At 58.2% G+C, this 24493-nt stretch carries 28 protein-coding genes and 1 pseudogene; 18 read left to right on the top strand and 11 right to left on the bottom strand.

Annotation, left to right across the window (positions count from 1 at the left end; translation table 11 throughout):
* The first annotated feature begins 6 nt into the window (after window positions 1–6).
* A complete protein-coding gene (locus tag R8G34_11490) occupies window positions 7–2016 on the top strand; it encodes a hydantoinase/oxoprolinase family protein (GenBank protein ID MDW3223490.1) in 2010 nt (669 codons plus the stop codon).
* Between the two features lie 72 nt (window positions 2017–2088).
* Here the strand turns inward: R8G34_11490 and msrA are convergent, their stop codons facing one another.
* Entirely contained in the window at window positions 2089–2604 is a 516-nt protein-coding gene (gene msrA / locus R8G34_11485) for a peptide-methionine (S)-S-oxide reductase MsrA (protein MDW3223489.1), read from the bottom strand.
* The gene (gene msrB / locus R8G34_11480) at window positions 2601–3050 is read right to left on the bottom strand and encodes a peptide-methionine (R)-S-oxide reductase MsrB (protein MDW3223488.1); all 450 of its coding nucleotides are present in this window, start codon (window positions 3048–3050) and stop codon (window positions 2601–2603) included. Before msrB ends, msrA begins: the two co-directional genes overlap by 4 nt.
* Window positions 3051–3220: 170 nt before the next feature.
* Here msrB and R8G34_11475 point away from each other — a divergent pair, with 170 nt between their 5' ends.
* Window positions 3221–3709, top strand: coding sequence for a glutathione peroxidase (locus R8G34_11475; protein ID MDW3223487.1), 489 nt, complete (start codon window positions 3221–3223; stop codon window positions 3707–3709).
* 6 nt (window positions 3710–3715) lie between these two features.
* Here the strand turns inward: R8G34_11475 and R8G34_11470 are convergent, their stop codons facing one another.
* Both R8G34_11470 and R8G34_11465 read right to left on the bottom strand, forming a co-directional pair.
* Window positions 3716–4699 carry a GlxA family transcriptional regulator gene (locus R8G34_11470; GenBank protein MDW3223486.1) on the bottom strand — a complete coding sequence of 328 codons (984 nt, stop codon included), beginning with the start codon at window positions 4697–4699 and terminating at the stop codon, window positions 3716–3718.
* 79 nt (window positions 4700–4778) lie between these two features.
* Window positions 4779–5648 carry a DMT family transporter gene (locus tag R8G34_11465; protein ID MDW3223485.1) on the bottom strand — a complete coding sequence of 290 codons (870 nt, stop codon included), beginning with the start codon at window positions 5646–5648 and terminating at the stop codon, window positions 4779–4781.
* Here R8G34_11465 and R8G34_11460 point away from each other — a divergent pair.
* Both R8G34_11460 and R8G34_11455 read left to right on the top strand, forming a co-directional pair.
* Window positions 5641–5781 carry a hypothetical protein gene (locus R8G34_11460; protein MDW3223484.1) on the top strand — a complete coding sequence of 47 codons (141 nt, stop codon included), beginning with the start codon at window positions 5641–5643 and terminating at the stop codon, window positions 5779–5781. The genes R8G34_11465 and R8G34_11460 overlap by 8 nt on opposite strands.
* 41 nt (window positions 5782–5822) lie before the next feature.
* A complete protein-coding gene (locus R8G34_11455; protein ID MDW3223483.1) occupies window positions 5823–6449 on the top strand; it encodes a LysE family translocator in 627 nt (208 codons plus the stop codon).
* A gap of 67 nt (window positions 6450–6516) precedes the next feature.
* On the opposite strand, the gene R8G34_11450 is transcribed toward R8G34_11455, so the two are convergent.
* From R8G34_11450 to ade, 3 genes are all read right to left on the bottom strand, one after another.
* Window positions 6517–6804: an HU family DNA-binding protein gene (locus tag R8G34_11450; GenBank protein MDW3223482.1), complete on the bottom strand. Its 288-nt coding sequence runs from the start codon at window positions 6802–6804 to the stop codon at window positions 6517–6519.
* 140 nt (window positions 6805–6944) lie between these two features.
* Window positions 6945–8408, bottom strand: a complete 1464-nt coding sequence (locus R8G34_11445; GenBank protein MDW3223481.1) for an AMP nucleosidase — start codon at window positions 8406–8408, stop codon at window positions 6945–6947.
* On the bottom strand, window positions 8405–10207 hold the full coding sequence (ade, locus tag R8G34_11440; protein MDW3223480.1) for an adenine deaminase: 1803 nt from the start codon (window positions 10205–10207) through the stop codon (window positions 8405–8407). Before ade ends, R8G34_11445 begins: the two co-directional genes overlap by 4 nt.
* A 50-nt stretch (window positions 10208–10257) precedes the next feature.
* On the opposite strand from ade, the gene R8G34_11435 reads away from it, so the two are divergent.
* Entirely contained in the window at window positions 10258–10677 is a 420-nt protein-coding gene (locus R8G34_11435; protein ID MDW3223479.1) for a glyoxalase, read from the top strand.
* A gap of 55 nt (window positions 10678–10732) precedes the next feature.
* On the opposite strand, the gene R8G34_11430 is transcribed toward R8G34_11435, so the two are convergent.
* On the bottom strand, window positions 10733–11602 hold the full coding sequence (locus R8G34_11430) for a LysR substrate-binding domain-containing protein (protein ID MDW3223478.1): 870 nt from the start codon (window positions 11600–11602) through the stop codon (window positions 10733–10735).
* A gap of 107 nt (window positions 11603–11709) precedes the next feature.
* Between R8G34_11430 and R8G34_11425 the strand changes: the two genes are divergently transcribed.
* Genes R8G34_11425 through R8G34_11400 form a run of 6 tightly spaced genes read left to right on the top strand, consistent with a single transcriptional unit; the run spans window position 11710 to window position 18388 of the window.
* Window positions 11710–12465: a class II aldolase and adducin N-terminal domain-containing protein gene (locus R8G34_11425; protein ID MDW3223477.1), complete on the top strand. Its 756-nt coding sequence runs from the start codon at window positions 11710–11712 to the stop codon at window positions 12463–12465.
* Entirely contained in the window at window positions 12455–13444 is a 990-nt protein-coding gene (locus R8G34_11420; GenBank protein ID MDW3223476.1) for a sterol desaturase family protein, read from the top strand. The genes R8G34_11425 and R8G34_11420 overlap by 11 nt, the downstream gene beginning before the upstream one ends.
* Window positions 13441–14601, top strand: a complete 1161-nt coding sequence (locus R8G34_11415) for an acyl-CoA dehydrogenase family protein (protein ID MDW3223475.1) — start codon at window positions 13441–13443, stop codon at window positions 14599–14601. Before R8G34_11420 ends, R8G34_11415 begins: the two co-directional genes overlap by 4 nt.
* 57 nt (window positions 14602–14658) lie before the next feature.
* Complete coding sequence (locus R8G34_11410) at window positions 14659–16695, top strand: acetate--CoA ligase family protein (GenBank protein ID MDW3223474.1); 2037 nt, start codon at window positions 14659–14661, stop codon at window positions 16693–16695.
* Window positions 16696–17475, top strand: a complete 780-nt coding sequence (locus R8G34_11405; GenBank protein MDW3223473.1) for a carnitinyl-CoA dehydratase — start codon at window positions 16696–16698, stop codon at window positions 17473–17475. It abuts the gene before it with no gap.
* A 55-nt stretch (window positions 17476–17530) separates the two neighbouring features.
* Window positions 17531–18388, top strand: coding sequence for an SDR family oxidoreductase (locus tag R8G34_11400; GenBank protein ID MDW3223472.1), 858 nt, complete (start codon window positions 17531–17533; stop codon window positions 18386–18388).
* On the opposite strand, the gene R8G34_11395 is transcribed toward R8G34_11400, so the two are convergent.
* On the bottom strand, window positions 18385–18717 hold the full coding sequence (locus tag R8G34_11395; protein ID MDW3223471.1) for a hypothetical protein: 333 nt from the start codon (window positions 18715–18717) through the stop codon (window positions 18385–18387). The two genes, R8G34_11400 and R8G34_11395, sit on opposite strands and share 4 nt — an antisense overlap.
* 329 nt (window positions 18718–19046) lie before the next feature.
* Between R8G34_11395 and R8G34_11390 the strand changes: the two genes are divergently transcribed.
* On the top strand, window positions 19047–19538 hold the full coding sequence (locus R8G34_11390; GenBank protein ID MDW3223470.1) for a hypothetical protein: 492 nt from the start codon (window positions 19047–19049) through the stop codon (window positions 19536–19538).
* Window positions 19539–19831: 293 nt separating this feature from the next.
* Complete coding sequence (locus tag R8G34_11385) at window positions 19832–20158, top strand: YdeI/OmpD-associated family protein (protein ID MDW3223469.1); 327 nt, start codon at window positions 19832–19834, stop codon at window positions 20156–20158.
* A gap of 101 nt (window positions 20159–20259) precedes the next feature.
* On the opposite strand, the gene R8G34_11380 is transcribed toward R8G34_11385, so the two are convergent.
* Complete coding sequence (locus R8G34_11380; protein MDW3223468.1) at window positions 20260–21012, bottom strand: helix-turn-helix domain-containing protein; 753 nt, start codon at window positions 21010–21012, stop codon at window positions 20260–20262.
* A 112-nt stretch (window positions 21013–21124) separates the two neighbouring features.
* Between R8G34_11380 and R8G34_11375 the strand changes: the two genes are divergently transcribed.
* The 3 genes from R8G34_11375 to R8G34_11365 are packed head-to-tail and all read left to right on the top strand — an operon-like array spanning window position 21125 to window position 22173.
* Complete coding sequence (locus R8G34_11375) at window positions 21125–21547, top strand: hypothetical protein (protein MDW3223467.1); 423 nt, start codon at window positions 21125–21127, stop codon at window positions 21545–21547.
* Between the two features lie 24 nt (window positions 21548–21571).
* On the top strand, window positions 21572–21907 hold the full coding sequence (locus tag R8G34_11370) for a hypothetical protein (protein MDW3223466.1): 336 nt from the start codon (window positions 21572–21574) through the stop codon (window positions 21905–21907).
* Window positions 21908–21966: 59 nt separating this feature from the next.
* Window positions 21967–22173, top strand: coding sequence for a hypothetical protein (locus R8G34_11365; protein MDW3223465.1), 207 nt, complete (start codon window positions 21967–21969; stop codon window positions 22171–22173).
* A gap of 73 nt (window positions 22174–22246) precedes the next feature.
* On the opposite strand, the gene R8G34_11360 is transcribed toward R8G34_11365, so the two are convergent.
* A complete protein-coding gene (locus tag R8G34_11360) occupies window positions 22247–22720 on the bottom strand; it encodes an ester cyclase (protein ID MDW3223464.1) in 474 nt (157 codons plus the stop codon).
* Between the two features lie 102 nt (window positions 22721–22822).
* Here R8G34_11360 and R8G34_11355 point away from each other — a divergent pair, with 102 nt between their 5' ends.
* Both R8G34_11355 and R8G34_11350 read left to right on the top strand, forming a co-directional pair.
* Window positions 22823–23680, top strand: a complete 858-nt coding sequence (locus tag R8G34_11355) for a LysR family transcriptional regulator (protein MDW3223463.1) — start codon at window positions 22823–22825, stop codon at window positions 23678–23680.
* A 382-nt stretch (window positions 23681–24062) separates the two neighbouring features.
* A pseudogene (locus tag R8G34_11350) lies at window positions 24063–24434 on the top strand (transposase).
* Window positions 24435–24493: the final 59 nt, after the last annotated feature.

Here is a 24493-nt window from a genome sequence, read left to right as displayed (position 1 = left end):
CGCATCATGACGGTTCTATTGGGCGTGGACACGGGCGGGACCTATACCGATGCGGTGCTGATCCGTGATGAAACCGAGGTCATCGCATCCGCCAAGGCGCTCACAACCCGCGAGGATCTGGCGATTGGCGTCGGCGGTGCGGTGCGCGCAGTTCTGGAGGCTGCTGAAATCCCGGCCTCTGATATTTCCATGGCGTCACTGTCCACGACCCTTGCCACCAACGCATTGGTGGAGGGGCAGGGTGGGCGCGTGGCGCTGATCTATATCGGGTTTCGCGAGCGCGATTTGGCCACCCAAGGATTGAGCGATGCGCTGAAGGGCGACCCCTATCTGGTTTGCGCCGGGGGTCATGATCATGCCGGAAGCGAAGCGCATGCTTTGGATGAATCTGCGATCCGCGCCTTTTTGGAAGCGCAAAGGGACCGGGTCAGCGGTTTTGCCGTGGCGGCGCAATTTGCTACCCGTAACCCCGCGCATGAACAGCGTGCTGCCGCGTTGATTGCCAAAATCATCGGCAGACCGGTCTCCGCCTCGCATCAATTGTCTGCGCGCCTGAATGGGCCTAAACGCGCGGTGACAGCGGTGCTGAATGCGCGGCTGATTGGTATGATAGACAGGTTGATCGGACGCGCGGAGCAAGTGTTGATCGACCTTGGCGTCAGCGCGCCCATGATGGTGGTGCGCGGCGATGGGGCGTTGATCTCCGCCACGCAGGCCCGCGCGAGTCCAATTGAGACGATCCTGAGTGGTCCTGCGGCCTCCATCGTCGGGGCGCGCTGGTTGACGGGGGCTGATCGTGCGCTTGTCAGCGACATCGGCGGGACGACGACGGATATTGCGCTGCTCAAGGACGGCAAGCCGATGATTGACCAGGGTGGGGCGCGCGTTGGCGGGTTTCGCACTATGGTCGAGGCCGTCGCCATGCGCACCACCGGTCTGGGCGGAGACAGCGAGGTTCACCCCGTGAGCGAGGGGCTGCAAGGGGGCTTGGTTCTGGGGCCGCGCCGGGTTTTGCCGGTGTCCTTGATGGCGATGGAAGCCCCCGACGTGGTGCACGCGGCCTTGGACAAACAGTTGCGCAACACGGTGCCAAGTGAGTTTGATGCGCGGTTCGTGCGGGCCATTATGGGGCTGTCGCGCGAGGGCCTTGATGCGCGCGAGACGGTGGTTTTAGAACGCATTGGCGCGGGTGTTCATCCGCTGGCGGAGATCTTGCGCGCCCGTCTGGAGCATAGTGCCTTGGCGCGGCTTGTGGGGCGCGGGTTGGTGCAGGTGAGTGGCGTGACGCCCTCTGATGCCTGTCATGTCCTGGGATTGTCCGAGGCTTGGGACGGGGCTGCGGCGCAAAAGGCGCTGGAACTTCTGGCACGTAAACGCGCGGGGTCTGGCAACTCTTTGGCCGGGGGCGCTGAGGAGATGGCGCAACAGGTCGTGGCGCAACTGCGGCACCAGACGCAACTGGCCCTGCTGGAGGCGGCATTCGCTGGAGAAGACATACCGTTTGAGGACCCGCCGGAGGTTCTGGCCGGGCATGAATTGATGCAGCGCGGATTGTCGGGAGACAGTGACTTGGTGCGGATCAACACCGGGTTGAATGTGCCAGTGGTTGGGTTGGGTGCCTCAGCGTCGAGCTATTATCCGCAGGTCGGTGAAGCGCTGGGAAGTGACATGATTTTGCCGCGCCACGCGGATGTGGCCAACGCGATTGGCGCGGTTGTCGGGCGTGTCACGATGCGGCGCAGCGGCACGGTCACATCCCCCGGCGAAGGGCAATTCCGCGTGCATCTGGAGGCCGGACCGCAGGATTTCGCGTCACAGGCGGAGGCCATGGCGCTGCTGGAAAGCACGTTGGAGCAAGCGGCACGTTCGGCGGCTGTGGCAGCTGGCGCGGCGGATGTTCAGGTGAGCGTGAGCCGGGACGTTCGCATGGCAGGCGTAGAAGCGCGTGAGGTGTTCATCGAAGCCCATGTGAGCGTTGAGGCCACGGGTCGTCCGAGGGTTGCCGCGACCGGGTAAGGGGCGCAGCGCGGTTCCTGCAGAAACCGCGCGTCACCTGCCAAAGGGGCGAGCGACGCGCGCGATCGTTTTCTATTCAGCCGCCTGCGTGGCCCGTTTCGGCAAGACCCAATCCGCGCGCGGGAAATGGCAGGTATAGCCCCCCGGCACGCGTTCCAGATAATCCTGATGCTCCGGTTCAGCTTCCCAGAAGGGGCCGACAGGTTCGACTTCGGTGACCACTTTGCCGGGCCAGAGACCGGAGGCTTCCACATCCGCGATGGTATCGCGCGCGACGTTCTGTTGGTCGTCATCCACATAATAAATCGCGGAGCGGTAGCTCATACCACGATCATTGCCCTGACGGTTCAGCGTGGTGGGGTCGTGGATCTGAAAAAACAGTTCCAAGACGTCCCGAAAGCTGATCACGGCAGGGTCAAAGATGACCTCGATCCCCTCGGCATGGGTGCCGTGATTGCGATAGGTGGCATTCGGCACGTCTCCGCCGGTATACCCGACGCGGGTGGCGATCACGCCGGGGCGCTTGCGGATCAGATCCTGCATGCCCCAGAAACAACCCCCTGCCAGTACTGCGCGTTGATGGCTCATGCCACATCCTCCACTTGATCTACGTAATCGCCGTATCCTTGGGCGGCCATGTCATCGCGGTGCACAAACCGCAAGGACGCTGAGTTGATGCAATAGCGCAGACCCCCGCGATCCTGTGGCCCGTCGGGAAACACATGTCCCAGATGGCTGTCACCATGGGTCGAGCGGACCTCGGTGCGTACCATGCCCATGGTCACATCCCGCAATTCGGTGACATGCGCGGGTTCAATCGGTTTGGTAAAGCTGGGCCAGCCGCACCCGGACTCGTATTTATCCGCTGAGGCAAACAGCGGCTCACCTGACACGATGTCCACGTAGATACCGGGCTCTTTGTTTTTCAGAAGTTTGCCGGTGCCGGGCCGTTCGGTGCCGCTTTGCTGGGTCACGCGATATTCTTCGAGTGACAGCTTTGAGACCGCCGCATCGGTTTTTTCATATTTGGGCATGAAACGCTCCTTTTGACCTTTGCCTATTAGATGGGACAAATCCGGGCAATTAAAAGGGCAAAACGATTGTGGTCACGTTCACGTGCCTTTGGTCCGCACGGCTCTATGTTACGGCCAAACGAGAGAGGAGCATTTTCATGATACGACTTATTGCACTGCTCACAGGCGGGATGGTGGCCACAGCGGCGGCTGGTGGCATCTCGTCTCATTCCTTTCCTTCCATTGATGGCGGCACCTTGAATACAGGGGATTGGGCCGGGCAGCCGGTGCTGGTGGTCAATACCGCGTCGCAATGTGGATTTACCGGGCAATACGCCGGGTTGCAGGCGCTTTATGACACATACCGCGATCAGGGATTGGTTGTGCTGGCGGTGCCATCTGATGATTTCAACCAGGAGTTGGGCAGTGCGGAAGAGGTCAAGGAGTTCTGCGAAATGAACTTTGGTCTTGATCTGCCGATGACGGATATCACCCCCGTTAAAGGCCCAGAGGCGCATCCGTTTTACCGCGAAGTCGCGGCGGACACCGGGTTCAAGCCGCGCTGGAATTTCAACAAAGTGCTGATCAGTCCGGAAGGCGAGGTCGTGGGCACATGGGGATCAGGCACCAAACCGCAATCGCCCAAGATCACCCGCGAGATCGACGCGCTGCTCCAGTAGCGCGCGTCAGATCCCGCCGCGCCACACCAATTTGCTGGACCCACCGTCCAATCCGGGGCTGATGCCAAAGGCGGCGCGGTAGCTTTTGGAAAAATGCGACAGGGATTTGAACCCACAGGCGACGCAAACGTCCGTTACCGAAAAGTCGGTCTGGCGCAACAGATCGCGCGCCCTTTCCAGCCTCAGCCGCATGTAGTGACGTTTTGGCGATAGCCCGACGTATTTGGCAAACAGCCGCTCCAATTGCCGCGTGGAAATCTCGACGATGTCGGATATTTCGTCCGGGCTCAGTGGATCTTCGATGTTGTTGTCCATGATCTGCATCGCCAGGGCGAGCTTGCCGTTGCGCACCTGCGTGCGCCGTTGCAGCGTCATGCGCTGCGCGTGATCGGGCAGACGCGGGTCGGTATAGACCATCTGATCGGCGACCCAGGTGGCCAGTTCCGTGCCAAAGTCGGACTTGATCCGTTCCAGCATCATATCCATGGACGCGGCACCGCCCGCGGTGGTAAATACCCGCCCGTCGATGGAAAAGATCGCATCCTCCATGATCACATCGGGCAGGATCTCTGTGAGGGCAGAACGATACTCCCAATGGGTCGTGACGCGCTTGCCCGCCACCAGACCGGCGAGCGCAAGGATATAGGTGCCCGAGGAGAGCGCGCCAAAATCCATCCCGCGCCGCACTTCGCGCCGCAGCCAGTTGATGAGCTTTTTGCTGGCGTTTGTGCTGACGTTTTCGCCCGCGCAGATGACTATGGTCTCATCGCGTTCCAGCGTATCCAATGGCCCGTCAACCTGTGTGATCACGCCATTATAGGCAGGCACGGGCGCGCCGTCCTCGCTGAGCAACCGCCAGCGGTAATAGGGCTCCGCGCCGGGATGCCGGTTTGCCAGAGACAGCGCTTCGAGCGCGCAGGCGAACCCGAGTTGCGAAAATCCGGGCACCAGCACAAATGCATAGGGTTTCGGCGCGTCCTGTGAGGTCATGTGGTCTAGGTCCAAGGCTGGCTGTTGGGCGGGCTGATCATGACCCTAGCCACAGACGTGCCGCATTGGATAGTAAAAACTATGCTTTGGATTGTCGCGACAGTTGAACGGCCAGAATGCCCAATGCGATGATTGCCACACCAAGGACATCGCGCGCCCCCAGGCTTTCGCCCAGCAACAAGGCGGCAATGGCAACACCCAGAAACGGGTTGAGAAAGTGGAACGTCGCGGCACGCGTGGCCCCGATGCGGTTGACCAGCCAGAACCACACAAATGTCGCCGCCAATCCCGGCACCAGCGTGGTATAAACAAAGGCCGCCGCCAGAGGCCAGCTTGGGTTGAGGCGCGGTGTTTCAAAGAGCGCGGTGGCGATGGCAAGGGCTGCGCAACCAACCAGCATCTGCAAGCCGACGATCATCAGGAAATTGCCGCCCGACGTGGCCCCGCGCACCGATAGCGTGGCGATGGTCAGAGCCAGCACGCCAATACCGCACAGCATCAACCCAAACAGATCCACGCCGCCGGTGATGCGGGCGCCCATGATCAGCCCAACGCCAATGACCCCGGCAACAAGCCCCGCGATGCTGAGCGGTTTCAAGGTTTCGCTGAGGAAGACCCAACCGGCAAGGGCCACCAGCAGGGGCATGGTGGAGGCGATGATGGCCGCCACCGAGGCCTCGATGGTTTGCATGGCCACAAAATTCAGGCCGAGATAGACGGCGTTTTGCAATACGCCAAAGACGATTGTGGCACGCCATTGCGCGGGCGTCAGGTGCCAGGACTGACCCAGCATGCGGGCGATCGCCACGCCCAACAACCCGGAGATCAGGTAGCGCAGCGTCAGCGCCGCAAGGGGCGAGGCATCCGCGACAATGATGCGTGCAGAAGAAAAGGCCGAAGACCACATGAGCGCAAAAGCAAGGCCTGCAAGGATTGCGCGTATGTCCATTTATGCCCGTGCCTTTGCCTTGCCCATTCGGCGCGACCCTTTCGCAAATTCAGGGCAAGGGCAAGCCGTGGCGGTGTTGTCGTGGTTGGTAATTGTTAATCGGGTACTGGTCAGCGGTGTTTCGGGCAGTTAGGCAGTGCTTGCCAGTTATTAAATTCCATCAGAGGGCCTGAAATGATCGCACCGGATGTTTTGTTTGTGTTCATTACCGCGTCTGTTGCCTTGTCGCTTGCACCGGGGCCGGACAACATATTCGTGCTGACACAATCTGCGCTCTATGGGCGTATGGCGGGTGTGATGGTGACCTTGGGGCTGTGTATTGGCGTGGCCGTGCACACCACGCTGGTGGCGCTGGGCGTGGCGGTGATCTTTCAAACCTCCGCGACGGCGTTCTTGGCCCTGAAGATCGTGGGCGGGTGCTATCTGTTATATCTTGCGTGGAAAGCGGTGCGCGCGAAACCGTCGGCAATTGGCACAGAAAAGGGGCTCGATATGAGCTATCCCAAGCTTGTGGGTCGCGGTGTCATCATGAATGTCACGAACCCCAAAGTCGCGATCTTTTTCCTGGCTTTTCTGCCACAGTTTGCTGACCCCGCACGGGGCGCCGTGACGCCGCAGATATTCCTCTTTGGGGCTTTTTTCATCTTATGCGCGCTGGTGGTGTTTGGCGCGATTGCCTGGGCGGCTGGATTTCTGGGGGCATGGCTGGCACGCACGCCGCGCGCGCAGGTGGTGATGAACAGGATTGCAGGGGGTATTTTCGCGGCGCTTGCGATCCGATTGCTCACAGCGCAGCGATAGGGTCCGGTTCAGGCCATAAAAAAGGGCCGCCCGAAGGCGACCCTTTGAAGTCTAGCATGAGAGGCGATTAGCCGTTCACGCTGTCTTTGAGCGCTTTGGCGATGGTCATTTTGACCACCTTGTCCGCGTCTTTTTTGAATTGTTCGCCTGTGGCCGGATTGCGTACCATACGCTCCGGACGCTCGCGGCAGTAGATCTTGCCGACTCCGGGCAGAGTGACCGCGCCGCCGCCGGAAACTTCCGTGGTGATCAGGTTGCAAACTGCTTCCAGTGCCGCGCCTGCGGATTTCTTGTCGCTACCCATCTCTTCGGCCAGGGCCGCGACGAGCTGTGTCTTTGTCATTGGTTTTGCCATGTTCTTATTCTCCTTCGCTGCCCGAACAGTAGGGCCTCATGTCCGAAATCTACCCGGATGTTGTGTATGAACACAACGATTAGTAGAGTAATGCAAGGAAAAAGGTGCAAAATTAACCTATTTTATTGGGTTTTGGCCCCTCAGAGGAAGGCTGTCTCCTCAAAGGAGCGTAATTTCCGACTGTGGATGCGTTCCAGCGGCATGGTGCGAAGGCGTTCCATGGCATGAATTCCGATCATCAAATGGCGTGAAACCTGTGTTCTGTAGAAGTCTGATGCCATGCCGGGGAGTTTCAACTCGCCGTGCAGGGGCTTGTCGGAGACGCATAAAAGTGTGCCATATGGCACACGAAACCGGTATCCGTTGGCGGCGATGGTGGCGCTTTCCATGTCCAGCGCGACGGCGCGGGACTGGCTGAGACGCTGCACCGGACCGGATTGGTCGCGCAACTCCCAGTTGCGATCATCATAGGTGGCGACCGTCCCGGTGCGCATGATCCGCTTGAGCTCATAGCCCTCCAGATTGGTCACCTGCGCCACGGATTGTTCCAGCGCGATCTGGATTTCGGCCAGAGCGGGGATCGGGACCCAGGGCGGCAGGTCATCATCCAGCACGTGATCCTCGCGCAGGTAAGCGTGGGCCAGCACAAAGTCCCCGAGCGCCTGAGAGTTGCGCAAACCGGCACAGTGTCCCACCATGAGCCAGGCATGGGGGCGCAGCACCGCAATGTGATCGGTGGCGGTTTTGGCATTCGAGGGACCAACGCCGATGTTCACCAGCGTGATGCCGGAGCCATCGGCGCGTTTGAGGTGATAGGTCGGCATTTGCGGTGTTTTGATTGGATCGGCCAGGGGCTGATCCCCGGCGGTGATGATCGCATTATCGGTGGAGACAAAGGCGGTATACCCTGAGCCCGGGTCATCCAACTGCGTCCGGGCAAAGGCTTCAAATTCGGAGACATAGAACTGGTAGTTGGTGAAGAGCACGTGGTTCTGGAAATGCGTTGCATCCGTCGCCGTGTAATGGGACAGCCGCGCCAGCGAATAATCTACGCGCTGTGCGGTAAACGGGGCCAGCGGGCCGATGCCATCGGGGGAGACATAGGTGCCATTGACGATGTCGTCATTGGTCGTGGACAGATCCGGGACATCGAACACATCACGCAGGGTGAACTCAGCCGCGCCCTCCTGAGGCACGGTGATGCTTGCGTCTGTTGCGACCGCGAAATGCACCGGCATTGGCGTATCTGAGGGGCCGATGCTGACGGGTTGCCCGTGGTTTTCTATCAAAAGGCCAATCTGTTGGATCAGGTAGCTGCGGAACAGGTCCGGGCGCGTGATCGTGGCGCGAAAACTGCCGGGGGCTGAAACATGACCAAAGCTGAGGCGGGTATCGACCTGCGCATAGCTGGAGGTTTTGAACAGAACTTCGGGGTAAAACGCACGGATGCGCTCATCCGGGGCGCCGTGGGAAAGGGCTTCGATGAAGTGCTTGCACAGGAATTGCGTGGCCTGGGTGTAGAGTTCTTCCAACCTGGCAACGGCAGCTTTCGCATCATGAAACTGTTCCGTGGCTGGCGCATTAGGTGTGTTGATATTGGTCATGACAGGGGCTCGATTACTGGAATGAATTCAAAGCTGCGCACATCGACCAGTCCAAGGTCGGAAATGCGCAGTTCAGGGATGACCACGAGGGCAAGGAGGGAGTGTTGCATATAGGCATTGTTCAGCGTGCAACCGCAGTCGCGCATGGCTTGCATCATCCGATCGGCTTTGGCAGCGACCTCTGTGGCGGGCCGGTCGGACATCAGCCCCGCGATGGGCAATTCCACCAGGGCCAGTTCCACGCCGTCCTTGAAGATCACAATGCCACCGCCGACATCGTTCAGGCGATTGGCGGCCATCGCCATGTGTACGGCGTCCGTGCCGACAACGATCATGTGGTGGCTGTCATGGGCGACGGTGGAGGCCATCGCCATCGGGCCTTCATAGCCAAAACCTGACACAAAGGCGTTTGTTACGGATCCGGTGGCGCGATGACGTTCAACCAGCGCGATTTGGGCCACATCGCCGGTGGCCTGAACGCGGCCCTCGGTCACCGGCAACTCAAATTGCAACGCTTTCGTGGGGGCTTGGTTTTCGACCACACCGATGACATTGGCGCGCACCGCATTGGCCCCGGTGGGCGCAGGCACGGCGAAATCATCCGCCACAAGCGTTTTGCCCATGTTGACGGTCTGGCGCGCGGTGTCGGGCCAGTCATAATGCGGGCATTCGACCAGACAGACGCCGTTCTCAGCGATGATCTGCCCGCGGGCCATCACTGTCTCAATGGGCAGGGTTTTGAGGTCAGAAGTCAGGATCACATCCGCACGACGTCCGGGTGTCAGCGAGCCAATCTCGCGCTCCAACCCAAAATGTGTCGCGGTGTTGATCGTCGCCATTTGCAGGGCGATCAGCGGGTCGCACCCGCAATCTATAGCGTGGCGCACAACCCGGTTCATATGCCCTTCATTAACCAGCGTGCCAGAGTGACAATCGTCTGTGCACAGGATCATGTTGCGCGGATCCAGACCCTTTTCGGTGATGGCCGTGATTTGGGTTTCCACGTCATACCACGCCGACCCCAACCGGATCATCGAACGCATTCCCTGCCGCATCCGCGCAATGGCGTCCGCCTCGCAGGTGCCCTCATGGTCATCCGCAGGACCGCCCGCCACATAGCCCGCGAAGGCGGGGCCAAGATCCGGAGAGGCATAGTGCCCGCCAACGGTTTTACCCGCGTTCTGGGTGGCGGCGATTTCGGCGAGCATCTTGGGATCGGCATTTGACACACCGGGGAAATTCATCATTTCGCCCAGCCCGATGATGCCCGGCCACCCCATTGCCTCGGCCACGTCCTCGGGTGTGATTTCAAAGCCGGTGGTTTCCATCCCCGGCGCGGAGGGTGCGCAGGAGGGCATCTGGGTGAAAATATTGACCGGCTGCATCAGGGCTTCGTCATGCATCATGCGCACGCCCTCCAACCCAAGCACATTGGCGATTTCATGCGGATCGGTGAACATCGATGTTGTACCATGCGGGATCACGGCGCGGGCAAATTCCGCAGGGGTCAGCATACCGCTCTCAATATGCATATGCCCGTCGCACAGGCCGGGGATCATATAGCGCCCTTGGGCGTTGATGATGCGGGTGTCCGGACCCATACAATGGGTGGCATCTGGCACAACGCAGGCAATGCGCCCCGCGAAAATGGAAATATCGTGGGCGTCCAGCACCTCGCGGGTATGGACATTGACCCATTTACCGCCCTGTATAACGGTATCAGCGGGCGCGCGGCCTGTGGCAACGGCGATGAGCTGCGCTGCGGTATCGGGCCATGTGGGAAAAGAAGCTATCGTCATGTCCCTAGGTGCCACGGGTTTCGGGGATGTTCAAGTATGGAGAGTATCTGATGGACTACGAAACCGTATCAGCAGAGGATTTCGGCAAAAGCTTGCGTGGTATCGGGCTGAACCTGCTGGTGCGGGATGTGCGGGCCACCGCCGCATTTCTGGCGGGCGTGTTCGATGTGGGGGTGCACCGGCTCAGCGAGGATTTCGCGATCATCACTTACGGTGCGGAGGTGTTTCAACTGCACAGTGATGGCACCTATGGAGCCAACCCTCTGCTGGGGCTGCTACCGGAAAACCCGCCACGCGGGGCCGGGATCGAGATCCGGTTTTATGATACCGATCCCGAGGAGGCCGTAGCAAAGGCGGAAGCACTGGGCGCGATGATCTTGCATGCCCCAACGGACAAACCTCACGGCCTGAGGGAAGCCTACATCCTATGCGCGGATGGTTATGCATGGGTGCCGAGTCGTCCGTTGTGAGCGAAAGCAAAGGTGGCGTAAAGCCCACCCTACGGCGCCCATCGTAGGGTGGGCTTTAGGCCACCTTTGTGGTGAGTTCCTGTCGAAGCCAATTGGTAAATGCCTGAGCGGCGGGCATGGCCTGGGCACGCGGCGATTGAATCAGGTAATAGGCCTCCTGCATTTCAGCGCGGTGCGCAAACGGCACGACAAGATGGTCGGCTTTGATCAAGCCTTGCACAATGATGTCATGCCCCAGTGCCATGCCGCCGCCAGCCACGGCAACAGACAGAGGAATGGAATAAGTTGTGGCATAGGTAACGGGTGGCGGGGACCACTCTAATCCCTGTTCTTCAGCCCAAACCGCCCAGGTGCCCATCATGTTTGAGCAATCATAGAGCGGTTGATCCGCAAGCGTTTCGAGCGTTACCTCATAATTTGGGGCACAGACCGGGTAATAGTGGTCCGTTGCCAGAAGTTCGGCGTGCACCTGATCGGAGGGACGCAGCGAATAGCGGATTTCGACATCAGCACCTTCGGCCATGTCGCGCGCTTCCCAGAGCTCCGTCATGAGGTTGATCTGAACCCCGGGATGCGCGTGGCGAAAGCGGGACAGCCGGGGCGCAAGCCATTGGATGGCGAAGGTCAGATTGCACTGGATTTGCAGGACATCACTTTCATTGCGCGTCAGAGCGCGGGTGCCATGGGCCAGCGTCCTAAAAGCATCACGCACCACGGGCAGGTAACTGATGCCGGTCTGGGTCAATTCCAGCGCACGCGCGCGGCGATGAAACAAGGGTCGCCCCAGAAATCCTTCAAGGGATTTGATCTGCTGGCTCACGGCACTCTGCGTCATGTTGAGATCCCGGGCCGCGCCAGTGAAGCTGAGATTGCGCGCGGAGGCTTCAAAGGCGCGTAACCAGTTCAGGGGGGGCAGCTCGGCCACTATAACTCATCCATTAGTGTAACTTATGCCTGACTTACGTTTTTTTTGTTGGTCAAACAAGGGGCGGGGGTGTTGTGATACGCGCAAACCGATCAGAGGAGTGACCGATGTCCGTAACTGAAATGCGCCCCAATCTGGATAACTGGCAGGAACGCGTCGATCTTGCGGCAGCTTTCCGCTGGACCGTCCGGCTGAATATGCACGAAGCTGTTGCAAACCATTTCAGCCTTGCGATCAATGAATCAGGCACGAAATTCCTGATGAACCCCAACCAGATGCATTTTTCGCGGATCAAGGCGTCTGATCTGATTGTGGTGGATGTGGATGACCCGGCAGCGATGGAAGGGCCCGATGCGCCGGACCCGACCGCCTGGGGGCTGCATGGGGGGATGCACCGGCATTGCGCCCATGCGCGTTGCGCGATGCATGTCCATTCGCCCTATGCGACGGCACTGGCGGCTTTGGCAGACAGCCGCCTGCCAGCGGTGGATCAGAACGCTTGCATGTTCTTTGACCGGGTGGTTGTAGATGAACATTACGGTGGGCTGGCCTTTGAAGAAGAGGGCGAGCGCTGTGCGCAACTCTTTGATGATCCGAAGAAAAAAGTCATGGTGATGGGCAATCACGGCATCATGGTGATCGGCGATACGGTGGCGGATACCTTTAACCGTATGTTCTATTTCGAGCGCGCCTGCCAAACCTATCTGCTGGCCCTGCAGACCGGACGACCCTTGCGTGTTCTGCCTGACGATGTGGCCGAAAAGACCGCCCGAGAAATCGAAGAATACCCTGAACAGGATCTGCGCCATCTGGCCGAACTCAAAGCCATATTAGACGAGGAAGGGTCAACCTATGCCCAATGATGCAGAGGCGCGCGAAGCGGGGCGCTGGAACTTTCGACCCCAGACACCGCTGGCGCAGAATCCGTTGTTTCAATGGCCGCCCCGGCCTCGCGCGATTTTCAAGTGGTATGCGGCGTTCTGGTTGGAGATATCGACAACAACCCTTTGTCTGGTGATCGCGCTGGGCGCGTATTTCGTGATTTTGCCGGATCTCGCCGAGATGCAGGTGCTGGCCTGGAGTTGGGTATTGAAGGTCTGGATCGCCAATCTGGTGCCGCAGGTCATTTGCGCAGGCACGCTGCACTACTGGCTCATCATGCGCAAAGGTCAGGGGGAGTGCACGAAATACGATCCGCGCGATCAGGCGCGCGATAACGGGAGTTTCACCTTTGGCAATCAGGTCCATGACAACATGTTCTGGCATATCGCCAGCGGCATCACGCTGTGGAGCGCCGCCCAGGTGCTGGTGTTCTGGGGCATGGCAAATGGCTATGCGCCGGTGATGCTGTTCCCGGGCAATCCGGTGTGGTTTGTGGCGTTTTTTGTGCTGGTGCCGATCTGGTCAAGCTTCCATTTCTATTGGATTCACAGGCTGCTGCATTGGCCGCCGCTTTATAAAATGGCGCATTCCCTGCATCACCGGAACATCAATGTGGGGCCCTGGTCGGGCATCTCGATGCATCCGATCGAACATCTGTTGTTTTACACCAACTTCCTGATCCACTTCGTGGTACCAAGCCACCCGATACACGTGCTTTTTCACGGATATGTGCAATCCACGCACCCGGTTTTTTCGCATTCCGGTTTTGAGGAACTTGTGGTCAAAGACCAGCGGCAGGCCAAGATGGGTGTGTTTTTCCATCAACTGCATCACCGTTATTTCGAATGCAACTATGGCACCGTCGAAATGCCATGGGATCGTTGGTTCGGCAGCTATCATGATGGGTCAGCCGCCGCCACGGATGAAACCCGCGCGCGCAAAAAGCAGATGTATACATGAATTTTGGGCTGAACGCCGAACACCAGATGATCGCGGAGACGGTCCGCAGTTTTGTTGAAAACGAAATCTATCCTCATGAGGCGATGGTCGAGCGGACGGGTGAGGTGCCACAGGAAATTGCGGATGAGATCAAGCGCAAGACACTTGAGCTTGGGTTTTACGCCTGCAATTTCCCAGAGAGTGTTGGCTGCGCGGGACTGAACCATCTGGAATTTGCGCTGGTGGAACGCGAATTGGGGCGCGGGTCGATGGCGCTTAATCACTTCTTTGGCCGCCCGCAAAACATTCTGATGGCCTGTGAGGGCGAGCAGGTGGAACGGTATCTGATGCCAGCTGTGCGCGGGGAGCGGATGGACGCGCTGGCCATGACTGAACCCGGTGCGGGATCAGACGTGCGGGGCATGAAATGCGCCGCCATGCGCGACGGCGGGGATTGGGTGGTGAATGGCACCAAGCATTTCATATCCGGCGCGGATCACGCCGATTTCATCATTGTGTTCATTGCAACCGGAGAGGATCAGACACCTAAAGGGCCGAAAAAACGCATCACGGCCTTTCTGGTGGATCGTGGCACGCCCGGGTTTAGCATTCGTGATGGGTACAAATCCGTCAGCCACCGGGGATACAAGAATATGATCCTCGATTTTGACGATTGTCGCTTGCCGGACGCCCAGGTTTTGGGTGACGTGGATGGCGGGTTTGATGTCATGAACACTTGGCTTTATGCGACGCGGATCACGGTCGCAACCATGAGCGTGGGTCGCGCGCGACGGGTGTTTGATTACGCGTTGGATTATGCCGCGGAGCGTGAGCAATTCGGCCAGAAGATCGGCAAATTTCAGGGCGTCAGTTTCCAGCTGGCGGATATGATCACGGAAATTGATGCTGCCGATCTTTTGACCCTGGCGGCGGCGGACCGGTTGGATCGCGACCTGCCTGCGAACCGCGAAATCGCCAGTGCGAAACTCTATGCCTCTGAAATGCTGGCGCGCGTGACCGATGCGGCGATCCAGATCCATGGCGGGATGGGGTTGATGGATGATTATCCATTGGAGCGGTTTTGGCGCGATGCCCGGGTGGAACGGATCTGGGACGGAACGTCAGAAATTCAACGCCATATCATCAGCCGCGATTTGCTGCGCGCCTTGGGGGCTTAAGAGATAAATGCCTTCGGCGAGAGTATTTCCAGCCAAAAGAAGTGCCGGAGGCGCCAGGTGAGCCGTGATTTGAGCCGATTGTTGCGCCCCCGCTCTGTGGCTGTGATCGGCGGAGGTGCATGGTGCGCGCAGGTGGTGGTGCAGTTGAAAGCGATGGGTTTTGACGGTGATATCTGGCGCGTGCATCCCGACCCGGCCCCGATAGAGGGGATTGCCGCGGTGCCTTCTGTGGCTGATTTGCCCGGCGTGCCGGATGCGGCATATGTTGCTGTGAACCGGCATCTCAGTGTTGGCATCGTTGCAGCGCTGGCCGAGGCGGGTACGGGTGGCGCGGTTTGTTTTGCCTCTGGTTTTGCCGAAGCGTCACGCGAAGACGCAACAGCATCTGACTTGCAGGCCGCTCTGGTGAAGGCAGCGGGTCACATGCCGATCCTTGGGCCCAATTGCTATGGTTTCATAAATGCCCTTGATGGGGTGCTTTTGTGGCCGGACCAGCATGGGTGCGCGCCCGTAGAAAGCGGTGTTGGGATAATTACCCAGAGTTCCAACATCGCCATCAACCTCACGATGCAGCTGCGCGGCTTGCCCATTGCCTGTGTCGTGACTTGCGGCAACATGGCCCAGACAAGTCAGGCAGAGATAGCGCTGGCGCTGCTGGATGATCCCCGCATTACTGCGATTGGTCTGCACATCGAAGGATTTGGCGATGGGACGCAGTGGCATGTGGTGGCGCTCAAGGCGCGGAACAAGGGTGTGCCGCTGGTGGCGCTGAAGGTTGGCGCGTCGGTACAGGCGCGACAGGCAACCGTGTCGCATACCGCCTCGCTGGCGGGCAGTGATACCGGGGCTTCAGCGTTTTTGCGCAGGCTCGGAATTGCGCGTCTGCATGATTTGCCAAGCTTTCTGGAGACGCTGAAACTGCTGCACGTTACGGGCGCGTTGGAGAGCAACGCGATGTCCTGCATCAGTTGTTCCGGCGGGGAGGCCAGTCTTGTCGCTGATGCGGCGGAGGGTTTGTCGCTTAGTCTGCCATCGCTCAGCGCCTGTCAGAAAGCCGCGCTCCATGATGCTTTGGGGTCTTTGGTTGCGTTGTCCAACCCGCTGGATTACCACACTTATATTTGGGGTGATGCGGATCGGATGGTGGCCGCATGGTTGCCCATGGCCGCAGATCACATTGGTTTGGTGATGCTGATCATAGATTATCCGCATACCGATGCCAGCGCCTGGGACTGCGCCACCCAAGCCGCGATTGCATTGCGCCGGATCAGCGAAAGACCCGTTGCTGTGGTGGCGACACTGCCCGAATTGATGCCACGCGCTGTTGCCGCGCGTTTTCTGGCGGCAGGCGTGACCCCGATCTGCGGGTTGCGTGAGGCCATGATGGCTGCGGAGGCGGCTGCAAACATGGGCACGCCACATCGTTTGCCGCTTTTAGTTCCCAAGGCTGCCGGACCCCTTGCATTGGTGGGCGAAGCCGAGGCCAAGGACCTGTTGAAGGCGCATGGCGTTCATGTGCCCAGGGGCGTTGTATTGGCTTCTTTTGATGATCCGGGACCGGCAGGCGATCTGTCGCCGCCGCTGGCGCTCAAAGGGCGCGGTCTTGCCCATAAGTCTGAGGCGGGTGCCGTGGCGTTAAACCTGTCGCATGACTGTCTTGCTCATGCAGCGGAGCCTATGGCAGCCGAAAGTTTTCTGGTTGAGGAAATGATTCTCGGGGTGGTTGCTGAGTTGCTTGTCGGGGTCACGCGCGATCCGGCGCATGGATTTCTTTTGACGATCGCCGCCGGCGGCGTGATGACCGAACTCTGGCAGGACTCGGTGTCCTTGTTATTGCCGGTCACGGCGGCGGACGTCGCGGACGGGCTGGCACAGCTCAGAACCTATCCGTTGCTGACCGGCTATCGCGGTAAACCGCGCGCTGATATTGCGGCCATTACTTCTGCGATTCTGGCGCTGCAGGTTTGTGTCGTTGCGCATGCAGACACAATTCACGAGATTGAGATCAATCCGCTGATCTGCACGTCAGACAGTGCTGTCGCTGCTGATGCTCTCATCACGATGGCCGCCCCTTCAATGCAAAAGGAAATGTAGATGGATCCGATTAAAACCAGTCGAAAAGGTGCTATTTTGCAGGTCACGCTGGATCGGCCCAAAGCCAATGCCATTGATCTCGCGACCTCGCGGATCATGGGCGAGGTTTTTGCGGAATTTCGGGATGATCCCGAATTGCGCGTGGCCATTCTGACCGGCACAGGCGAGAAGTTCTTTTGCCCCGGCTGGGATCTCAAGGCCGCTGCCGACGGCGATGCAGTAGATGGTGACTACGGTGTCGGGGGTTTTGGCGGTTTGCAGGAGCTGCGCGGGTTGAACAAGCCGGTAATTGCCGCGGTCAACGGGATCGCCTGTGGCGGCGGGCTGGAACTGGCGCTGAGCGCGGATATGATATTGGCGGCGGATCACGCCACATTTGCCTTGCCGGAAATACGATCAGGCACGGTTGCAGATGCAGCCTCCGTCAAGCTGCCCAAACGCATACCTTATCATATTGCGATGGAATTGCTGTTAACGGGGCGTTGGTTTGACGCATCCGAGGCCAAGGGCTGGGGTCTGGTGAACGAAATCGTCCGAGCCGGTGAATTGATGGATCGGGCATGGGCGCTGGCCGACCTGATCGCCTCGGGACCGCCGCTCGTCTATGCTGCAATCAAGGAAATCGTGCGTGATGCTGAGGACGCCAAGTTTCAGGATGCGATGAACCGGATCACAAAACGCCAGTTGGCATCGGTGGATCGGTTGTATTCATCCGAAGACCAACTGGAAGGCGCGCGCGCCTTCGCTGAAAAACGCGATCCCGTCTGGAAGGGCCGCTAAGGCAAAAGAGGCCACGGGGCTTGAACCTCCCGGTCGCTGCGTCCAATTTGGTGGAATGAAAACACTCCTCTCCATCGGTCATGGATTTTCGGCGCGTGCTTTGGCCCAGCTTTTGCTGCCAAAGGGGTGGCGCATCATCGGCACAACCCGCAGCGATGAAAAGGCAGCCCAGATCATGGCGACGGGTGTTGAGCCAATAATCTGGCCCGGAACGGACCTGTCAGAGGCGCTGGCGCAGTCCGATGCGCTGCTTGTTTCTGCCGGACCGGGGCCGGAGGGGGATCCGACTCTTGCCGCCCTGCGCGCGGAAATCGTTGCTGCGGCACCGAACCTTTCATGGGTTGGATACCTGTCCACCACGGGTGTTTACGGTGATCATCAGGGCGGGTGGGTCGATGAAACGTCACCGCTGACGCCCTCCACAAAACGCGGTCTCGCGCGGGTTGAAGCCGAAGCGGAGTGGCAGGCGATTGCGGGCCTCAATCTGCATATTTTCCGTCTGGCCGGTATCTATGGACCGGGGCGCGGGCCTTTCGCCAAGGTGCGCAATGGCACCGCGCGCCGGATCATCAAAAAGGGGCAGGTGTTTTCGCGCATCCACGTAGAAGACATCGCGCAGGTGCTTGAGGCATCTCTACGCAAACCCAATCCAGGCGCGATCTACAACCTTTGTGATGATGATCCGGCCCCCCCACAGGATGTCATTGCCTATGCCGCAGAGCTATTGGGCCTGCCCCTGCCCCCCGAGGTTGATTTTGAAACGGCAGATATGAGCCCGATGGCGCGCAGTTTTTATGCCGAGAGCAAAAAAGTGCGGAACGATTTGATCAAGCGTGAATTGGGCGTGGTGTTGAAATACCCAGACTATCGGACAGGTCTGGGGATGATGCTTCAAGGGTCAAAGATTGATTAGGGCATTCCTGCGCCAGTTCCATCCCGATTGGCCGCGAGAGATGTGAAGGCAACGGATAGATGCCCGTTTCGAGCCCAAAGTGCTAAATGCCGCGACCCGCACGACTGGCCGCTCCTCGTCTGCTCACAATCCAATGCCAGATCGTAAGCCGATGACGCATCCAGAAAGTGCTTTACTGCCGCGGAGCGTTCCTTTTGAGAGTAGGTATCTGCAATGCGTTCAATTTCGCCCGCAGCAGAACGGTAGAGCGGCCCAAGTGTCCCGGACAGGTAAGGGGTTGGATGCACGCCCACACCCCGACGGTCCGTCGGATCCCGTTCCCGTTTCACCAAACGGGCTTTTCAAGCCGATCCAGGAGGGTCGTGACAGACCCTGTTGTGAGTCCAAGCTCGGCGGCGATGATGTCTGGTTTCGCAGGCTCTTCCGCAAGTATGTTGAGACATTTGAAATCTTTCCGGCTGACGCCAACCGTATTTGCGGCCTTTGTATCAAGCCGGTCGATGGATACTTAGAGCCGCTCACAGGCCACCACAAGGTCTTCCGGTTTCGTGTCGTTTTGGGTTGTGTCATGTGTACCAAAATAGCTTGGCAATCAAGGTACTTGATATAGATCGTCACGCAACACACAGCGAAACGCAAGGATCGAGAAGTTTCCTGAATGGAAAGCATTGTGTACAGCCGTCTGGCTTTCGTTGTTTTGGTCGGAATCTTGTCTCTGATCGCGCCCACGCGGGTCGCATACACTGAAAGGATCACGGTCGATGCTCCGATCATGGATGTCTATGATGACATCCGCCTGCAAGAGCATCTGATGCGTTGGTCAACATGGCCGAAAGACACCAAATCGACCTGCACCGTTGAGGGACCGTACGGTCAGGTCGGCGCGAAATCAGCGTTCTTCACCAAGGGCAATCGCGTGGGGCATCTGGAGGGGATCAGCCTCAAGGAAAACGAGGAGGTCGCCCTCACTCTCGTCGGTCCCGGCCTGCCCCATCACCCGCGACTGACCTTTGAATTGCAGGCGATTGGTGAAAATCTCACGAAAGTTCTGGCCCCTCTTTCGTCAATGAACTGCCCCGCCCGTTCAATGCGATCTGGAAATTTACCGGATTGTCGAAATGGACGCGGGAGATACATCGCAAGGATTTAGCTGGCCTCAAGGCATTCTCTGGGCCCGCTTATCGGGACATGAGCGGACAGGTCGTGGGTCGCCCACCGCAAGGAACAAACCCATTCAAGCACAAAAAGCAGGCCGCATGATCCAAGAATGAGCTACTTCACCCATGAAATTTGTGGCGAGATTTCCCTGCATGGCGTGGGGAAGTCTCGCGTCATCACCTACAAGGTGTTGTTCATGCCGTAACGCTTTGAAGCCGAGTTACCGTTCAAGACATATCTTCGACTGCGCGTTGAAGGCGAAATCGCGGACGTTCCGGTGCGTGGATGCCGGTCGGCGACGGATGGCAATACTTCATCGTCTCGCCTGAGATCAAGGCGCAGACCGGTCTAGACGTTGGAGACGAGGTTGAGATGCGGTTTCGTGTCGATGACCAGGACTTCGTGGATGCCCCGAAAGCGTTGGAAGCGGCGGTCTTTGCCGATGCGCAGGTGAGCGCGCGGTGGGACAAGCTGACAGCCGGCAAGAAGCGCATGTTCACCAATCATGTGATGTCGGCAAAAACGCCGCCTACGGAGAAGCGCCAGATGGATGACGCCCTCACAGCGATTGGGGAAGGTATCACCCTCTGCGACCTTCAAAAGCGGAAATAAAAAGGCGTCCAAATGCAAGGCTCAAGGCAAGCGGGCGCAGGCACAGCTGACAGGATGGCAGGTTTGTCCCGCCCTTGAGCCATCAAAGAACCCAATGATGATCAACCTGCGCTCATTGTTTCAAAAGCAGCGCCCGTTTCGTGGTCCATCGGAAAATAGAGCTCGATCTTGAAGTCGTCGAGCATGACGTCTTCTGGTGTTCCGATCTGGGCGATGGTCGCAAACATAGACAGCCGCAAACCTCCGATGGTGACGATGGTTGGGATCACCGGGCTTTTGGCGCGCTCTGCCTGCGTACCGAATTGCGCGAGATGTGCGGACGCCCTGTCGAATTCCGGAACGCCCCCTTGGGCCAGGCTTTCAACGCGGAGGCGTGAGGCGGCAGCCTGCGCCACGACGGGCCAGTTTTCCACAATTTCAGGTAGGATGTCGGATACCATAAGGTCGATCAAACTATCTCCGACGCCAAACCCGAACTGACCAAAGAGACGTGTGGCCGTCTCGTTGGCCTGAACGATGCGCCACATGCGATTCAGGGCGAGGCCCGGATAGGGCATGTGATTTGACAGTGTTCTTTCAACAGCTTGGCGAATTGGCGCCATTTGATCATCCGACCATTTGTGGTCCCCGTATTTGGCGGCAAACCCGGCTTGGGTCAGGAATTGGTTGCTCGCATCAAGCGGCAATTGCAGCGCCTCACTGAGCCGAAGCACCATTCCGCGACTTGGCCTCGCCCGACCGGTTTCGAGAAACGAAAGATGCCGCCCCGAAATATCCGCTTCGATCGCGAGATCAAGTTGGCTGTAGCGGCGCATTTTGCGCCAGGATTTCAAAGTCTCGGTGAATTCGGTCATGGCCCGTTCTAGCACGGGCTTTTATCGATTTCACTTACCTCCAAGGTAATTGCTTTGGTGCAGCGCCGGATCGTAGCACTTCACACAAAGGAAGCGAAACAGGGCGACGAGGATGGCAACCAGGGCTTTTCACAAATTCTGGCTCAAGATTTCAGCGCTCGTCATCGCTGGCTTCGGACCCGTCCTGTTTTTAGGAACAATGCCGACGCTGAACGAACCCGCGCGTTGGGGTCTGGATCTTCTGTCATGGCCGCTTGATGGCTTCCCGTCCTACCGGTCGCGAGAGATCTGGTTTCTGTCCGCACTCGCTGGTGGATTTCTGTTGGGTTGGGGCGTCATGGTGTGGTGCCTTTCGATCTGGGTTTACGATCAAGCCCCTGAAGGCGTGCGACGCACCCTGCTGGTCAGCACGCTGTCGTGGTTTGTGCTGGACAGTGCGGGATCAATCACATCGGGACACTGGCCAAACGCGCTTTGGAATATCCTTGTTCTTTTGCTGATCATCGGCCCGATGTGGCGACCGGCAAATGACTAGAAACACCCTGAAAGGAGAAAACGAATGGCTCGACTCCGTATTGTTCTGATCGCCATGACTGGCATCATCATCCTGTTTACGATCACGGCAATTGTGGACGGGGGGTTCAATCTGTTCACGCCGTTTCTCAGTCCCATCTTAGCGCTGACCTGGCAGGGTCAATTCAACGTGGATTTTGCAACCTATCTTGTTCTGTCCGGCCTCTGGATGGCCTGGCGCAGCGGGTTCACACGCACAGGAGTAGTCCTTGGTGTTTGTGCACCACCGCTGGGCATCCTCTTTTTCGCGCCCTACCTGATCTATTTGATCGGCCAATGCAATGGTGATCCACGCAGGCTTTTGCTTGGCGTTCACGCCTGATCGTCCATCGCACGCAATATCGCCGGTGAAACAGGATGACGGCATTCAGGATATTTCTCGTGCCCATTGTATCGATTGCCAAAGTGTACACGGCCTTGGTAGTCGCCAATCATGGCCAGAACCTGCCGCCCGCTTCTTTTGGTGACATTCTCAAGATGGAGTGGCCGGACCAGTTCAACCTCAACCTTCTCGGGTTCCTGCTGCTGTCAGCATTCTGGACGGCATGGCGCATTGAAGTTTCCGCAGGAGGGTCCCGCCCAGATTAGCTGATGCTGCGCACTCCGCGAATGTCGATTTTGGGGGAGCGCCCGGGACAATAGCTCGGACGCATTGAGTTGTCTATTCGGCCGTAAGCTGACCAATTGCAGTTAGCCATTCTTCGATATGATAGGACTCTTTCAAAAGGCCGCCCTCTACCCGGTGGACGTCAATCGACATGATCTCAAAGCTCTTGCCGGTTGCCGGATCAACGCCAAGGAAAGGGCCTTGCGGAGTACCGGTGGCTATGCCCCGCACAATGTAGGTATCACCATCCTGCCAGATTTCCTGCACCTCCCACTTCAGGTCCGGGATCAGCCCCCCAAAGGCGCCAAGCGTGGTAAGAAAGCCTTCCGCGCCCGGACCGCCCAAAGGTGTCGGCGTGGATTTCCAATCCTCTGCCACAACGGCGCGAACGGCTTCTGACGTGGCATCTGCGGGTGTTGTCAGCAAGTCCGTGTAGAAACTGCGCACGGTATCTATGTTGTCAGCAAATGCGGGAACCACGGTTGAAGCGATCGCGGTGACAGCAATCAGTGTTGGGAATGTTCTCATGGTGAAGTCCTCATCAGGTTTGAATGAATTCACGATGGTCCACGGATAGATTGTTCGGTAGATATGAACGACAAAATATACTGTTTGGAAAAATCTAATAAAATGATCTCCCATCAAACCCTGCGTCGGCTCATATATTTCGCTGCGATTGGAGAAGCTGGATCAATCCGTGGGGCCGCACTACGGCTGAACCTGTCCGTGCCCGTCTTGTCAGAAGCCTTGTCCGAGTTGGAGGAAGAGTTGGGCATATCGTTGGCAACGCGAACAACACGGCGCTTTGCCCTGACTGAAGCTGGCGTGCAGGCCCACTCCGCGGCGCAACAGATTCTGGCTACGGCTAGCGGTCTGAGTAGTCTTACATCCGAAGAACAACCTCTGGTCGGGACACTTGGGATCACCTTGCCTGTCGAACTGGCCGGATTTTGGCTCCCAGAGAAGATACTAGCCTTTCAAAAAGACCATCCAAAAGTTGTATTTGACATCGACGTTACAGATACGGTGATCGACTTGCACGCCGGAATGATCGAAGTCGCCATCCGAACTGACTACATTGCGCCGGGTGAACGCAGTCGCTCATCTGAAAACCTGCCACTTGTTGTTGTCGCGAAAAACGCAGTTGACGTCGACTCCACTGGCGCTGTCTCAATTCCGTTGATCGATAGCCAGCTTGACCGGAAACTACTCGCAACAGCGCAGGATGGCAGAGTGCTGCCGTTGAGATTTACCCAGACTCTTCGGGTGACGAGCAGAGCCGCAGCATTGGCTTTGGCACGCGCAGGCATTGGTGCCGTGATGGTGATGCGAGGATCGGTCGAGGTTGAATTGGCCAGTGGCGCATTGGTCGAGGTGCTGCCAGATTTCAAGTTCGGTTCAATCGATCTAAAAACCCATTTTCGTGATCGAATGCCGGGAAGGGCAGCGCAGATGTTTGTGGCATCCCTTGGCTTGGATCAACAATAGGGCAGGTACAACTGGCAAGCGATGCCTTTGCAGTCTTCACTAAGAAAGCGGTCATTGACTAAACCGCGTCGAAAACCCGCTTCGCCCGCCACCCAGTCACTGCCGAGGCGAAAATGCTGCGCGATTAACGACTGGCCGCAAGGCGAAAGCTGCATTGCAGCGCACAGAAAGTGAGCAAGAGTCCGGTCCCTAAAGTTTTTTTGGGCTCAGAACCGGTGCCATCACGAAGAGCGGTTTTGAAGGTCGTACCCTTGAACTTGTCACGGGTGACCAAAGCCTGATTGCGCTTGTGAAGCCGCTGCTACGTGCAAGACGTGCCATCCTAGAGGCGTTTGAGCGCCTCGACCGTCTTTGCATCCAGCTTGCTCGACGTGACCCGACTTGTCGGCGGTTGATGACAATTCCGGGAGTGGGTGTGATTGTCGCGCTTACTTATGTGACTGGCGTGGACGCCCCGGAGCGCTTCAAACGATCACGTGATGTGGGCGCCCATGTTGGACTGACCCAGAAACGATGGAGCTCGGGTCAAATTGACTATGATGGGAGGATCAGCCGATGTCGAGACGAGATGGTTCGGACGGCGCTTTATCAGGCCGCACATGTCCTGATGCATCATGGCGGGTGGTCTTCATTGCGGGCATGGGCCATGCGGATCGCAAAACGCCGTAGCGTGAAATCGGCCAAGGTTGTTCTCGCACGCAAACTGGCTGTCGTCATGCATTGCATGTGGTCTGACGGCACAGACTTCCGCTGGTCGGACCCGCAATCGCCTAACACACAATGGCAGTCGTCTAAATACACGACACTGAGATC

It is taken from the genome of Paracoccaceae bacterium (genome assembly GCA_033344815.1).
GTDB lineage: Bacteria > Pseudomonadota > Alphaproteobacteria > Rhodobacterales > Rhodobacteraceae > Roseobacter.
Note: the sequence above shows the minus strand (reverse complement) of the source record. Positions and strands in the feature narration are given on the sequence as shown.